This is a genomic window from Mucilaginibacter sp. P4_G9 (assembly GCF_056400985.1).
Window position 1 is genome coordinate 1 of the sequence record NZ_JBFUKF010000126.1, and the last position, 14,199, is coordinate 14,199.

Annotated in this window: 16 protein-coding genes; 6 read left to right on the plus strand and 10 right to left on the minus strand. The window is 41.8% G+C overall.

What is annotated here, in order from left to right:
- From AC1DPZ_RS12730 to AC1DPZ_RS12740, 3 genes are all read left to right on the plus strand, one after another.
- Positions 1 to 1,000 (plus strand): lyase family protein (locus AC1DPZ_RS12730; RefSeq protein WP_477403850.1); only part of this gene is annotated, 1,000 nt, incomplete at its 5' end.
- Between the two features lie 54 nt (positions 1,001 to 1,054).
- A complete protein-coding gene (locus AC1DPZ_RS12735; protein WP_477403852.1) occupies positions 1,055 to 1,255 on the plus strand; it encodes a YwbE family protein in 201 nt (66 codons plus the stop codon).
- A 62-nt stretch (positions 1,256 to 1,317) separates the two neighbouring features.
- A complete protein-coding gene (locus AC1DPZ_RS12740) occupies positions 1,318 to 2,022 on the plus strand; it encodes a DUF1345 domain-containing protein (RefSeq protein ID WP_477403854.1) in 705 nt (234 codons plus the stop codon).
- On the opposite strand, the gene AC1DPZ_RS12745 is transcribed toward AC1DPZ_RS12740, so the two are convergent.
- A complete protein-coding gene (locus tag AC1DPZ_RS12745; RefSeq protein ID WP_477403856.1) occupies positions 2,019 to 2,948 on the minus strand; it encodes a DUF72 domain-containing protein in 930 nt (309 codons plus the stop codon). The two genes, AC1DPZ_RS12740 and AC1DPZ_RS12745, sit on opposite strands and share 4 nt — an antisense overlap.
- Positions 2,949 to 3,066: 118 nt before the next feature.
- Positions 3,067 to 4,698: an amidase gene (locus AC1DPZ_RS12750; protein ID WP_477403858.1), complete on the minus strand. Its 1,632-nt coding sequence runs from the start codon at positions 4,696 to 4,698 to the stop codon at positions 3,067 to 3,069.
- A 218-nt stretch (positions 4,699 to 4,916) separates the two neighbouring features.
- Here AC1DPZ_RS12750 and AC1DPZ_RS12755 point away from each other — a divergent pair, with 218 nt between their 5' ends.
- Positions 4,917 to 5,714: a glycoside hydrolase family 5 protein gene (locus tag AC1DPZ_RS12755; protein WP_477403860.1), complete on the plus strand. Its 798-nt coding sequence runs from the start codon at positions 4,917 to 4,919 to the stop codon at positions 5,712 to 5,714.
- 292 nt (positions 5,715 to 6,006) lie between these two features.
- Positions 6,007 to 6,498, plus strand: coding sequence for a hypothetical protein (locus AC1DPZ_RS12760; protein ID WP_477403862.1), 492 nt, complete (start codon positions 6,007 to 6,009; stop codon positions 6,496 to 6,498).
- A 9-nt stretch (positions 6,499 to 6,507) separates the two neighbouring features.
- Here AC1DPZ_RS12760 and AC1DPZ_RS12765 read toward each other — a convergent pair whose 3' ends face one another.
- Both AC1DPZ_RS12765 and AC1DPZ_RS12770 read right to left on the minus strand, forming a co-directional pair.
- Positions 6,508 to 7,269 carry an MBL fold metallo-hydrolase gene (locus AC1DPZ_RS12765; protein ID WP_477403864.1) on the minus strand — a complete coding sequence of 254 codons (762 nt, stop codon included), beginning with the start codon at positions 7,267 to 7,269 and terminating at the stop codon, positions 6,508 to 6,510.
- Positions 7,266 to 7,538, minus strand: a complete 273-nt coding sequence (locus AC1DPZ_RS12770; protein ID WP_477403866.1) for a hypothetical protein — start codon at positions 7,536 to 7,538, stop codon at positions 7,266 to 7,268. Before AC1DPZ_RS12770 ends, AC1DPZ_RS12765 begins: the two co-directional genes overlap by 4 nt.
- Positions 7,539 to 7,654: 116 nt before the next feature.
- Between AC1DPZ_RS12770 and AC1DPZ_RS12775 the strand changes: the two genes are divergently transcribed.
- Positions 7,655 to 8,719, plus strand: a complete 1,065-nt coding sequence (locus tag AC1DPZ_RS12775; protein WP_477403868.1) for a polysaccharide deacetylase family protein — start codon at positions 7,655 to 7,657, stop codon at positions 8,717 to 8,719.
- Positions 8,720 to 8,962: 243 nt separating this feature from the next.
- On the opposite strand, the gene AC1DPZ_RS12780 is transcribed toward AC1DPZ_RS12775, so the two are convergent.
- The 6 genes from AC1DPZ_RS12780 to AC1DPZ_RS12805 all read right to left on the minus strand — a co-directional run.
- Positions 8,963 to 9,511, minus strand: coding sequence for a CAP domain-containing protein (locus AC1DPZ_RS12780; RefSeq protein ID WP_477403870.1), 549 nt, complete (start codon positions 9,509 to 9,511; stop codon positions 8,963 to 8,965).
- A 167-nt stretch (positions 9,512 to 9,678) separates the two neighbouring features.
- Complete coding sequence (locus AC1DPZ_RS12785; RefSeq protein ID WP_477403872.1) at positions 9,679 to 10,449, minus strand: hypothetical protein; 771 nt, start codon at positions 10,447 to 10,449, stop codon at positions 9,679 to 9,681.
- Positions 10,450 to 10,693: 244 nt separating this feature from the next.
- The gene (locus AC1DPZ_RS12790; protein WP_477403874.1) at positions 10,694 to 11,623 is read right to left on the minus strand and encodes a phosphatase PAP2 family protein; all 930 of its coding nucleotides are present in this window, start codon (positions 11,621 to 11,623) and stop codon (positions 10,694 to 10,696) included.
- A gap of 10 nt (positions 11,624 to 11,633) precedes the next feature.
- Positions 11,634 to 12,257 carry a sterol desaturase family protein gene (locus tag AC1DPZ_RS12795; protein WP_477403876.1) on the minus strand — a complete coding sequence of 208 codons (624 nt, stop codon included), beginning with the start codon at positions 12,255 to 12,257 and terminating at the stop codon, positions 11,634 to 11,636.
- A gap of 255 nt (positions 12,258 to 12,512) precedes the next feature.
- Complete coding sequence (locus AC1DPZ_RS12800) at positions 12,513 to 13,238, minus strand: CDP-alcohol phosphatidyltransferase family protein (RefSeq protein ID WP_477403878.1); 726 nt, start codon at positions 13,236 to 13,238, stop codon at positions 12,513 to 12,515.
- A gap of 26 nt (positions 13,239 to 13,264) precedes the next feature.
- Positions 13,265 to 14,199, minus strand: a 935-nt coding sequence (locus AC1DPZ_RS12805) for a DUF5686 family protein (RefSeq protein ID WP_477403880.1), incomplete at its 5' end; no start/stop codon positions are given.

Consider the following 14,199-nt stretch of genomic DNA (forward strand, 5'->3'; position numbering starts at 1 on the left):
GGTGCTGGTTGACCTGAAACTGTTTTTTCGCCACCAGCTGCAACAGGTAGTTGAAGAAACCGAAACCCTGTTTCGCCAGCTTATTGAGCTGAGTAACAGGTATAAAGATGTGCTGCTGCCCGGTTATACCCACCTGCAGGTGGCCATGCCCTCCTCGTTTGGCCTCTGGTTTGGCGCCTATGCCGAAAGCCTCGCCGACGACCTGGAACTGGTATTAGCCGCTTATAGGATCACCAATAAGAACCCCCTGGGTTCGGCAGCCGGTTATGGCTCGTCGTTCCCCCTTAACCGCACTTTAACCACCGAACTATTGGGCTTCGACAGTCTCAACTATAACGTAGTATACGCCCAGATGGGCCGTGGTAAAACCGAGCGTATTATTGCGCAGGCGTTATCATCCATAGCGGCCACCCTTGCCAAAATGGCCATGGATCAGGCACTTTACCTGAGCCAGAACTTTGCTTTTGTGAGCTACCCGGATACCCTTACCACCGGCAGCAGCATCATGCCCCACAAAAAAAACCCGGATGTTTGGGAGATTATGCGCGGCAAATGCAACCGCCTGCAGGCACTGCCAACCGATGTAGCCATGATGACTACCAACCTGCCATCGGGCTATCACCGTGAGCTGCAGCTGCTTAAAGAGCTCCTGTTCCCCGCCTTTGCCGACCTGAAGAGCTGCCTGCATATGGCCACTTTCATGCTCCAGAATATAACCGTGAACACCGATATACTGAAAGATCCTAAATATGCGTACCTGTTTAGTGTAGAGGAAGTTAACCGTATGGTATTAAGCGGCACACCTTTCCGCGATGCCTACAAACAGGTTGGCCTGGCCATTGAGCAAGGCGACTTTAACCCCGACAAAACCGTTAACCATACCCACGAAGGCAGCATAGGCAACCTGGGTAACGAACATATCACCGCAGCCTTTGATAAGCTGCTGACTAACTTTGATTTTGCCAAGGTTGAAGGAGCGATAAGGGGCTTGGTAGGATAGGGATGGTAATAAATAATAGTGAAATCACTCTGGAAATCAGTGTAATCCCAGCATATGAACGGACAAAACAGAAGCGATATATACCCTGGTCTTGAGGTTGATATCATCCTGAAAAAAGACCAGCGTACAGGTACTTTAACCCGTGGAATTGTAAAAAGGCTGCTCACCAGTTCTGCCTATCATTCCCGTGGTATCAAAGTACAGTTGGATGACGGGCAGGTAGGGCGTGTAGCCTGGATAGTGGAGGAAGATTAATTCATGAATTCTACACAATTGTTTGCCATATTTACATGTACTTACCATAGTACAAATACAATATGCCTGCAAGCTCTAAAAGAAAAGTAAAATCATGGCTCAGATTAGATGCGCACCACAAACTGCTCATCGCATTCATAGTAGGTATTGCCACTGCGTTTTTTATTTGGGGAAAGTTTAGTTTACCCGCCGCGGTATTAGTTACGTGGCTGGCTTTTGGGTTAAGTATTATTGTGATGGATTGGATCATCATCCTGTCTTCGCATCCCCTGGAAGTCAGGCGAATAGCAAAGATCGAAGATTCAAGCCGGGTACTGATATTAGCATTTGTAATAGTAGCCTCGCTGATCAGTATGCTGGCTATTTTCTTCCTGCTTAAATCATCCAGGCAACTCCCGCCAGAAATAGTAACCGGTCATGTTTTGTTAGGGATGGCATCGGTAATTATATCATGGGTGCTGGTACACACCATATTCACCCTGCGCTATGCACATATGTATTATGCTACAGACCCTAATGATGATAACCAAACCAAACTAATTGGAGGCCTGGAATTTCCGGGTGATGAAAAGAATTTTGAACCTGATTATTTGGATTTTGTGTATTTTTCCTTTGTAGTGGGTATGACATTCCAGGTTTCAGACGTGGAGATCTCCTCCCGCCAGATCCGCCGCCTGGCATGGATCCATGGGATGATCTCGTTTGCTTTTAATACCGCTATAGTGGCGTTAAGTATCAACGTAATATCGGGCCTGGTAGCCAATTAAAATAAGCCGCTTTGCTGTTCAATAAACTGGGGGCGTAATAGGCTGGTACCTAAAGCCTTGTTCAATTCGTTGGTAACATAATCAGATAATATAGGCGAAAAACGTTCGTCATGCTGGTGCATAAAAAACCATACGGATTTTAATCCCTGCTGCTTCCAGTCTTTGATGCGTAAAACCCATTCGTCCAGGCGCGCTTTATCCAGATCGTATTCTCCTTCTTTATCGGTACAGCCAACAAAACGGACGAAGGCATGGGGCGTTGGCAGGGTCATATGCAATATGTCGCGTCTTCCGGATGCATCGGTAATTATCGATCCTATATCAAGATCATGCAGAAGCTGAAAAACCTTATCCCGGTTTTCCTGGTTAGCAAACCATTCTTTATGCCTTAGTTCAACAAATACGGGTACATCTTTTGGCAAATGCTCCAGGTAGGCTTTCAGTTCCGGAAAGCTCTTTGGTGTAAAGTTATCGCTCAATTGCAAAAACAGCGGACCAAGCTTTTCGCCAAATGCCAGCATGCTTTGGTAAAAGCTGGTGGTAATATCCTCAGCGTTTTTTAAGCGCTTAATATGGCTGATGCTTTGCGTAAACTTTGGGCAAAATTTAAACTGCGGATTTATAGCAGCTTTGTCTTTCCATTTGGCAATAGTCTCGGGCGGGTAGGCGTTGTAAAAGGTAGCATTCAGTTCAATGCAATCAAAATGCTTTACGTATTCATCTAAAAAATTAGCATCCTTGGTTTTGGGCGGATAGATCTGCCCCACCCATTCCTTGCGTCCCCACTTGGCACAACCAACGTGTACCTGTACAGGCTCATTATTTGTTTTAGCTGCTTTTAACACACTTTTTGTGAGTTCTGCGTCAGGTGGCAGGGTGAAATCTATTGAGGCTAATTCTTCGGGTTCTACTTTGCCAAATTCCATGAGTTAGTTGATTGGTGAGTGGTTGATTAAGCACGGGGTTGAGCTAAGTTAGAAAAAAAGTTCCATGGCTCAGGATATCATGACGAGTTAAACTTAAATCCAAATGAACGATGCTTTACTACGCCAGCAAATCCACCTTAAACAAAGGTTTAATCCGTTTATTACTGGCCTGTTCGTATGCATACCCCAGCTTAATAATATCACCCTCCTTGTAAGCTGTACTAAAAAACGACAGCCCGATAGGTAAGCCATGTAATAAACCCATTGGGACTGTAATATGTGGGTAGCCAGCCATTGCAGCCGGGCTGGAGAAGGAGAAGCCATTATCATAATCACCATTCACCAGGTCGATACAAACCGCGGGGCCGTTGGTAGGGCCTATAATGGCATCCAATTTATTATCGGTGAGGATCTTATCTATCACTTTTTTAGTTCCGGTACTGGTTTTCTTTAGCGCATCAAGGTATTCTTTGCTGTTCAGGTCGCCTTTGGCTTGTGCAAGTTCCAACGTTTCCTGCTTAAAAAAAGGCATTGCTTTGGCCTCGTTCTGCTTGTTAAAAGCTATCACATCTGCAAGGCTTTTAACTTTACCGTTAGCTGCGCTTAAAAACTGGTTTAGGCCATCTTTAAATTCGTACAGTAAAACGGTAAATTCACTTTTGCCAATGTCTTTCAGTTGTTTGTTTAGTTCTATCTCAACTATGGTGGCGCCTTTGCTTTTAAGTACTTTTATGGCACCCTGTAGTAAAGCCACCATCCCGGCATTACCTTCCAGGGCCGATTTCTCAACCCCGAGACGTTTACCCTGCAGGCCGTTGGCATCTAAAAATTTGGAATAATCTGCTTCGGCTTTTCCTTTGCTGGCAAGGGTGAAACTATCCTGCGCATCGATACCGGCTAATGCACCCAGGAATATGGCTGCATCCTTAACAGTACGGGCCATTGGTCCGGCGGTATCCTGTGTTTTGGAGATAGGAATAATGCCCCACCGGCTCCACAGCCCTACGGTTGGTTTAATGCCCACCAGGCCATTTACTGATGCTGGCGATACTATTGATCCATCCGTTTCGGTGCCGATGGCTACGGTGCATAAATTGGCCGCTACAGCGGTGCCCGATCCGGCACTTGATCCGCTGGGATTGCGATCAAGGATATATGGGCATTTGGTTTGTCCGCCCCGGCTGCTCCATGCGCTGGTAGAGTGGGTGGAGCGGAAGTTGGCCCACTCGCTCAAATTGGTTTTGCCCAATAATACTGCACCGGCTTCGCGTAGTTTATGTACAATAAAAGCATCTTGTTTTGCAAAATTATCGCCCAGTGCCAATGAACCGGCGGTGGTGTGCATGTTATCGCCGGTGTTTATATTGTCTTTTATCAGTACGGGGATGCCATGCATCGGGCCGCGTACTTTGCCCTGGGCACGTTCCTTATCCATAGCGTCGGCCATGTTAAGGGCATCTTTGTTCAGTTCGATTACCGCGTTCAGTTTTGGGCCGTTTTTATCTATCTCCTCAATACGTTTCAGATAAAGCTCGGTCAGCAGGCGCGAGGTGTATTGCTTAGCCTTCATTTTTTCCTGCAGTTCGGTTATAGTGGCTTCCGAGAGTTCAAACAGGTCGTCTTTGCTATCGGTTGCCGTGGTATCGTTTTTTTTATCGTCGACGGCTGGCTGACTGCATGAAGCAGCTACCAATGTTGATATTGTTAAGCCTGCTAATGAGCCTGTTTTGAGGAAATTTCTTCTGTGCATAACCGGGTTTTATAAAGCATCTACAAATAACAAAATATTTAGCTAATTAAAAACTGTCAGTCTAAAATGTTACAACATATAATGACTATAAGTAATTTAATCTTGTTGGTGATGAGACTGCATGTTGACAGGAACAAATTTTAACATAATATAATGCGATTTTTGCAAACCGGCATTTATAATTTCTCATTATTTACATTGCCTTATCCAAATATAAAATGATGAGGCAAGTACTAATTATGCTGCTGGTTTTAACTACAAATACGGCAATATTGGCTCAAAACTTAACGCCCGTTGCCCGTAATGGCGCATTAAAGGTACAGGATGGTAAGTTGGTGAACCATCGGGGGATTGCACCACAATTGCGGGGTATTAGTCTTTCATGGAGTTTATGGCAGGGGCGTAAATATTATAATCCGGGGGTAGTTAGCTGGCTTGCTGATGATTTTAAGATCTCCATTATCAGGGCGGCAATGGGTGTGGAGCCCGATGGTGGGTACTTACGACAACCGGATGAGCAGCAAAAAATGATCACAAATGTGGTTGATCAGGCTGTGAAGAATGGTATTTATGTACTGATAGACTGGCACGATCATAATGCCAATCTGCATATACAGGATTCAAAAGAGTTTTTTAAGCAAATGGCAAAAAAATATGCAGGCGTGCCTAACATAATTTACGAAATCTGGAACGAGCCTGCAAAAACGCATTGGAAAACGGTAAAAGATTATGCCATGCAGGTAATTCCTGTGATCCGAAAATACGATAAGGATAATGTAATTGTGGTAGGTAGTCCCAATTGGGATCAGGATGTGGATATAGCTGCTGCTGACCCAATTGCAGGTTTTAATAATATTGCATATTCTTTTCATTTTTATGCCAGCGACCCTTATCACCAGGAAGCACTCCGTGCAAGGGCTGATAAGGCTATAAAACTTGGTCTGCCGCTTATTGTTACAGAATGGGGTGTGGGAGAGGCCAATGGCAACGGCGAGTTTAATATGCACAAAACTTAAACCTGGTTAAAATGGGCAGAAGATAACAAGCTTAGCTGGGCCAACTGGAATATAACCGATAAGCACGAGACAACCGCTATTATGCAAAAAGGTGCCTCCGTATATGGCGGGTGGACGGAGGCTAATTTAACACCTGCAGGTTTGTATATAAGGAACGTGCTAAGGGAGTTAAATAAATAAGCCCCTCCCAAACCCTCTGCGGGAGCTTAAAGAAAGAAGGGAGGCGGTAATGTATAATTTGCATTACAAATACATATGCAGCATATGTATTGGGTATCTTTATGATCTCTGAATGTACTTTGCTTTTTTAGTAGTGATGATGCCAAGATGCCCGATCAAAATATTGTTCCCCGCTATTTTAATTGCATTGCTGGTTGGATGTGATCATGGTAAAAAAATTTTTAGAAGTGATTGCAATGATGACTATTCTCCTGTTTACAAACGTATTCCTTTTACGGAGCTGGTAAATCACCTTAAAAAATACGATAAGCAATATGTAGAGGTTACCGGTAAGTACATTGAGGCTCCGGAGCAATCTGCTTTATTTAACGATAGCCTTTTTGCCGATCATTCTATTAAGCAGGCTATCTGGATAGATTTTAATCCCGATTGCCCGTTATATCTGGAGGGTACACGAATAGGCTTGTTCGCCTATAATAACGGGCAGTTCACCCAAATCAACAATAAACACGTTACCATTAAAGGCCGGGTTGACGCGCATGATACCGGGCATTTAAACCAGTATAAAGGAGCAATAGAAAGGATCAGTTATATTGATTTATAACTAAATATTTTAAATGGTCAGCTTTAGGCCATCATAGGCCAGGTGGATGTTTGGAGGCAGCTCACTGGTGATATCCTGGTGTTTACCTAAACGGTGACTGATGTGAGTGAGATAGGTTTCGCCGGCATCTATTTCCTGCGCAAAGGCAATAGCTTCATCGAGCGTAAAATGCGATATATGGGTTTGTTTTTGCAGTGCGTTTATTACCAGGATTTTGGTTCCTTTTATTTTTTGTTTTTCTGTATCGGAAATGGTTTTTGCATCCGTAATGTAGGTAAAATCATTTATCCTGAAGCCCATTACCGGGAGCAGGTAATGTAAAACCTCAACGGGCGTAAATGTTACACTGCCAATGGTAAAGGGATCCAAACCTATTGGGTGTATTTTTACCTGTGGAACGCCGGGATAGCCGTTACCATCAAAAATATATGGGAATTCGCGAACCAATGCCCTTTGTACACGAAAATCTGCATATACATCAACCGGGCCATTTTGACGGTAATTAAACGCGCGGATATCATCCATGCCGGCAATATGGTCTTTATGCTCATGGGTAAATACAATAGCATCAAGATGCTTTACGCCCGCACGCAGCATCTGGTACCTGAAATCCGGCCCGGAATCAATAACTATTGTTTTATCTTCGGCTTCAATTAAAACCGAGGTGCGCAGCCGGTTATCCTGTGGATTTAGGGAGGTGCATACCTCGCAGCCACAGGCAATAACAGGTACACCCTGTGAAGTTCCGGTTCCTAAAAATGTTATGGTCACAGCTGCAGTTTTGTTTGTTTAATTTCCTGCAAAAACGCCACTTGTTTTTCGTCGAGCAGTTTAAAATCTATTTCCAGTTCACGCAAAAGCTCAACAAGGGCCAAAATCTTACTTTCCAGGTTCGAGAAACGGTTGACGATCACCATTCGGCTGTTCAGCAACAGGCATGCACCTGTTTTAAAGTTGCCTTTTTCATACCGCACCTTGTAACCTGCTGTTTTAAGCAGCATTTCCAGTTTTTCGAGGGTATGGTTAGTTGCAGGAAGCATTATTTCAAAAGTAGTAAATTAAGTGTAATTGCAGGTTCATTTTTGGTTATCGCCATCTTTGTTTTAAATAGCCTATATCCCTATATTTATTAACCAATTATACGCTCAATATCACAATGAAAAAATTCATCCTGTTTGCTATATGTATAACGGCCTGTTTAACAGCTTTAGCCCAACAAACTAAAACCTATGCCGAGAAACTGGGCTGGCCCAAGGGCGCCCGTGTAATTATTTTGCATGTTGACGATGCCGGTATGTCGCACGAATCAAATGAGGGCGCAGAAAAAGCTATTGGTGAGGGTGTAGCTACTTCAACCAGTGTGATGATGCCTTGTGCTTGGGTATCTGAGTTTAAAACCTACCTGGATAAGCACCCTGGTACARATGCCGGCCTGCATTTAACTTTAACATCAGAGTGGGATAACTACCGTTGGGGGCCGTTGGCCGGCAAAACTGTAGTACCGGGACTTACCGATAAGCAAGGTTGCTTATGGCCGTCTGTTGCGGCTGTTTACTTCAAGGCATCGGCAGATGAGGTAGATAAAGAAATAAGGGCACAGCTGGACAGGGCCTTGGGTATGGGTTTTGTACCTACCCACCTCGACTCGCACATGGGAACGCTTTTTGCCAAGCCATCTTATATGGAAAAATATATTAAGCTGGGCATCGAAAAACAGATCCCGGTTATGTTTCCGGGTGGGGATGACCTGTTTTACAGGGCCGAAGCCAAAGCCGCTACTACTGCCGAATTGAAAAAACAGGGTAAATACGCCGAAGGTATGGTAATACAAGAGCCGGCAATTTTGGCTAATGTAAAAGAAACGGGGCTTATGATCTGGAAAGCCGGTTTGCCTGTTTTGGATGATCTGCATAACTCAAGTTATGACTGGCAGATGCCCGATATTGAAAATATGACGGATAAGCAGATCCAGAAATGGTATACAGATCATTATATTGAAAGCATTGGCCGTTTATCGCCGGGCTTAACTATGGTGATTATGCATTGCACCAATTCAACACCAAATTTCGACCACATATCTGACACCGGTAAAAAACGCAAAGGCGATCTGCTTGCCATGACCGACCCACGATTAAAAGCTTTTTTAAAGCAACAGGGATTTATTTTAACCAGCTGGCGCGAAGTCATGGAGCGAAGGGTAAAAGCGGGGAATGTTGAGTAGGTTTGATGTGCAGATATGCAAATTTCAGATGTGCAGATTATTTGTCTGAACCCGAATTTTTCACCTATCGTTTGTTTTCAATGGTGTTCAAGAGGGCTGTGCCGTTCGTCGAATTAATGAAATTAATCCAATGAATTCAATAGATTCATTTAATCCAGGTTCAAAAATCAAACATTAAAAATCATCTCCATACCCATACATCAATTCCTTCATCTGCACATTTGAAATTTGCATATCTGCACATCAATTCTGTATCAACCTGTATTTACCCGATTTAATGAGCCTTTGCTGTTCGGCAGTAAACGAGGTGCGGCCGCCAAAATCCTGCACCCAGTAAGTGTTATATTCGGCTACGCCAACTTCCTTAAAGTCGGGGTTCATAAGGTTTTTGCAATGGCCTTCACTTTTAAACCAGCCGTCCATTACTTCGGCTATGTTTAGCTGTCCCAGGGCAATGTTTTCGCCTATGGCAAAACTCTTAAACCCTTTAAATTTGTAACCGGCAAAAACTATCCTGTCCTCCATGCTGCGGCCATCTTTGCTGGTATGACTAAAGTAGGTCCGTTTAGCCATATCTTTTGCGTGGCCCGTTGCAGCATCAAATAATTTATCGTTCCAGGTTAGGGGCGTGGCCGGCGGAAAGTAAGTGTCGCCGCAATTACATCCCTTGGTGCGTGTTGAATTTATACGTGATAAAAATTCGTTTTTAAACCGGGTACTTTGACCATATGTGGTTCCAAACATGAATAATATGGTAAGTGTGCAAATAGCTTTTGCAATTAAATTTCTCATATAGTATATGACAAATTAAATGAAACGGGGTTTAATTTTCAATAGTATAGTAAAGCCAGCTTATTGTTTGGGTTTCCGGGGCCGGATGCGCCACTGGCTTGGTTTTTTACGTCGCCAGTAATAAATCATTACAGCAATTGCCATTACGGCAAGAGCGATAATGAGTATTATAACGAGACTGTATGCCTTGCCGAGCTGAGTTTGGGACCTCTTTTGTAACTCGAGGTATATGCTTTTTTTTTGACGATGATTGCAACCTGTTTTTTGATTATAGCCGAATCTTTTTTGGTTATAAGCGCAAGGCGGTCCTCTTCGGCTTTATGTAAGATGCTGTCATCAAGAAATTCATGTCTTTTTATGGCGATAGTAGCCTTCTCGTAATCTTTCATGTGCCGGTACAAACCTGCAAAACCTACCTGTACGGCCGATTCATTTTTAGGGTCTGCATTTTTGATTGCAAGGTTAAGGGCTTCCTTAAGGTCGCGCATGGCCAGCTTATAGTCTTTAATGTCGCTTTTTATAGCCGAGAGTTCAATTAATGAGGCGATGATATTGGGTACATCATTCTTTTGACGCGATATGCTATTTGACTGTAAAATAAACCACTTGGCCTGGACGTATTTGCGTTGCGACCGGTAAATTTTTGACAGGTTATTATAACAGGTGCGTAAACCTAAAGAATCATTAATGCTTGAATAGGTATGCAATGCCAGCATGGTATAATTTAATGCTTCGCCCTGGTAATAATATCTTACATGCCTGTTTGCAATAGTATCGTAATTTAAATATTGCGCGGCAATTTGGGTGTATATAGGGCCTTTTAATGAATCGTTGGTGAGCTGTAATTTTTGCTTAAGACTATCAAGGTCACCCGCATATGCTGATAATTTGAATCCGGCTAATAAAATAAAGAAGCAGCAGGTAAGTAGTTTTTTCATATAGGGGCTATCGAATATAGCAGTATATTTTCATATTCAACAGTCAAATAATGTGCCTGTATTATCAACACTTTATCCCTATTATATAAAATGATTAGATAATGGCCGTTTTTAGGCTGAAATGGCCGTTATTATACCAAATACAGAGGACTGGATTTTAATTCACAATTTTTCTGATTTTTTGCACATTATTAATTGGTATAGTAAATAGTACACCATATTAACCTAATATTGATTAATTGTACTAAACAATAACCTGTTCATACCGGTTAATAAACTGCTGTATGGGTTTAAACCGCGAAAGTATAAAGTTGAAAAGTGCTATACCGATGGCAGCGCAGATAATACCGGCCAATACATCAAGTATATAATGATGACTTGCGTATACTGCGGTAAACCAAATGCCCAGCATTACCACAGCAAAAAATATATTCACCCTGCCCAATCGGTTTTTAATGCCATAATATAAAACAATAACTGGGTATGATGAATGTAGTGATGGCATAGCTGCAAAAACATTTGAGCCTTTTGCATAGATTGATTTAAATACGCCCGCGTTAAAATAGGCATCAAATTTTGCCAGGCCGGCGGTATTACCTTGTGTTAGGGGATGAAAAGCAAAACCGTGATATTGTACATACCATGGTGGTGCGGCAGGGAATGCGTAGTATACTACAAAACCCAGTAAGTTTACCAGTACAAACGTAAGCGAAAATTTAAGAAACTGCTTTTTGTTCCTGAAAAATAAGGATGCCGCAAAAGCAAGTGGCACCGGAATCCAGCATAAATAAAATATACCTGCAGCCACATCAATAAATGTATTGCCATTTGCCCGCCAATATTCGTTAGGCGTTAGTAAGCTGCCTTTGTAATGGATACCAAACAACTGCTTTTCGAAATTGTAAATATCGGCTATATGTACCGAATTGAATTTGTAGTTTGGAAAGGCCTTCATATAATCAAATATGATCCAGTACACAACGAATATACTAAAGCCAAGAATAAATTTACGGGTAACCGGAGCTGCGTAAAAAAGGGAATTGAATATCAATACCAATACAAGCTCATCGGGTTTGTAACCTATTAAAAAGTAGGAGAGTACTAAATAACCTAATGAAATTAGCGTAACAACAAGTATAGTTTTAATATTGATTGTTACACTATTGTGTGCCACACTACCCACTTTATTTTTTTAAGAAGCCTGAACGGAATATTTTATCCCACAACGGTGAGCTTACCCCATAACCTCTGTCGGGGTCCTGGTAATGATGCAGCATGTGGTGTTGTTTAATTTTTTTAAACAAGCCGCTTTTAAAGTTGAAATGATGCATAGCATAGTGCGATATATCATAAAACAGGTAGCCTAATATAAAACCAGGGAAAAAGCCAAAAACATAGTTTACAGGCAATATGGCTTTAAATAAAAAGTAAAAACCAGTAGCTAAAGGTATACTAAGTGATGGTGGTAGTACCAGGCGTTTGGTATCGCTGGGGTAATCATGGTGTACGCCATGCATTATAAAATGTAGCCTTTTCGCCCATTCCCAGTTCTCGTTTGGTTTAAGATGGAATACAAAACGATGCATAATGTATTCTGTAATTGTCCACACAAACAAACCTAAAATAAACAGTTCTGCGTATGTTAACACATCAATACCCGCAGCAAAAGCCAGGTAGGTTGAGTATACAATAACTGGTACAAAAATATACAGGGGTACGGTATAATGTACCTTTGATAAACTCTCTAAAAAGTTGCTTTTAAACATCCTCACAGACTCATGTGAGTTGGATACATAATTCTTTTTCATGGCATATCAGGTTTAAAATGCTTGATGATTTGTCTGCCTGTTATTTTATCTTTTATGTTGATCTGAATTTAATTTCCGGATACAATTGTTAATCCGGTTCAATTTTAACAAACATTTACCAATATGTAAATGCCATTATTTAATTGTTACGAAGATATGATATTTTGATGAGGTCTTAAGTCAAAAGTTCCAGGTTTTGAATTCGGTACAATCAGGGACTTTAATCCGGGTGGTTAACAGCTAAAGACTTTGACTTTACAACTTATCCTCTTCTTCTTGTTTTATTAAAGCTCTTTTAGCTTCTCTTAACCTGTTAAACGCTGTTATGTTGGTTAATACGGCCAGTATAACAAGCGGAAAGGTAAATATTGAAATAGGTTCAAATATGTGAAACTTTATGCCCGGTACAAACAATTTGTAATTGCCGCCAATATACTGAGCCACAATGCCGCTTAATAATGCGCATAAACCAATAGTAACCACACGTTCGGGCCTTTGCATTAAACCGCCTTTAATTTCAACTCCCAAACCTTCGGCGCGTGCCCTCACGTAACTCACCATCATGGAACCAATAAGGGCTATAAAAGCCGCTATAGAGCTTATAAAGTAGTGATGACCTACCAGGTAATAGCAAATACCCAGGAACATAATCAGCTCGCTGTAACGGTCAAGCACCGAATCATACAGCGCGCCAAAAGTTGATTTCATATTACCCAAACGAGCCACCTGGCCATCAAGCATATCAAACAAACCGGCAAACAGTATCAGTCCGCCAGCCCAGCCAACATAGCGTAAGTCGCCCCGGTTACCTTCTTCGGCACCTAAAATAAATATGGCGGCTACACCTACGTTCAGCACAAAACCAATTGATGTAACTGCGTTTGGAGTTAAGCCAACTTTGATCAGGATTTTTACAACGGGATCAATTACCCGGTAAATACCCAACTGCAGGTTTGTTCTTAACGATATTTTCTGTTCCATTTTTGTAATAGTTTGATGTTACAAAATTAAAAATCAAATTTAACTCTTACACGGAAGCCCCATTGTGATATATCCGGGTGGTCTAAATAATTAAATCTTTTCACAAAATCAATCCRTATAAATTTAAATATATTTTCGACACCAACACTACCCTCAACGTAAGGTGTTTTACCAAGTGTATAGGTAATTGGCACCCCATTGCCATCAACAGGGAATTGATATAAAGACGGATGCAAGTTTGGATTGTTTTGATCACTTAAACTACCATACAAAACTTTTGCCGAAAATACTTCGCGCCATTTTAATTTTTTTAACAAAGGTACCTTGTTAAAAAAGAAACCCATAAAGTGCTGATCGATCCTGAAGCTTGCGTATTTATCACTGGCAAACTCCAAAAAGTTCATTAAGTTATATGAATCAATATCATAAGCATAGGTTTGGTTGGCATGGTGAATGGTTAACAATGGATATGGTACCGAACCGAATAGTTTACCTCCGCTTAAATTAACATCTGCATAACCTAATTGCGATTCATAAACACGCTTGTCAATACGGGCATCTATTTTTTGATAATTATACTCGCCGCCAAACAGGTTTTTTACACCGGCAGTGTACTGTAGTTGGTAGGTGGGATATTTATTAGGAATAGGTATGCGGTAAATTTTACCCTGGTAAAATTCTTCGTGAGGGGCATAACGGATTCCGGCAGTAAGCTGGGTTGTGGTGAGGTCATGGATAGAGTTTGGCTGACCGTTTACAACATTGTTAAAATAAAGTGACCCGGCTGGTTCCTGTGTCCATTTATTAAAACCTGCATTGTATGAAAAGTGGCTTTCAAATTCATGTACATAATCTAACCTGTAATTATCGTTATAAAGGTATTTGTCATTTACCCCGCGTTTAAATGATAGCAATAAGTTATCCTCCTGAACAAACTGCAGGTTTAGACCCGGGATTTTAG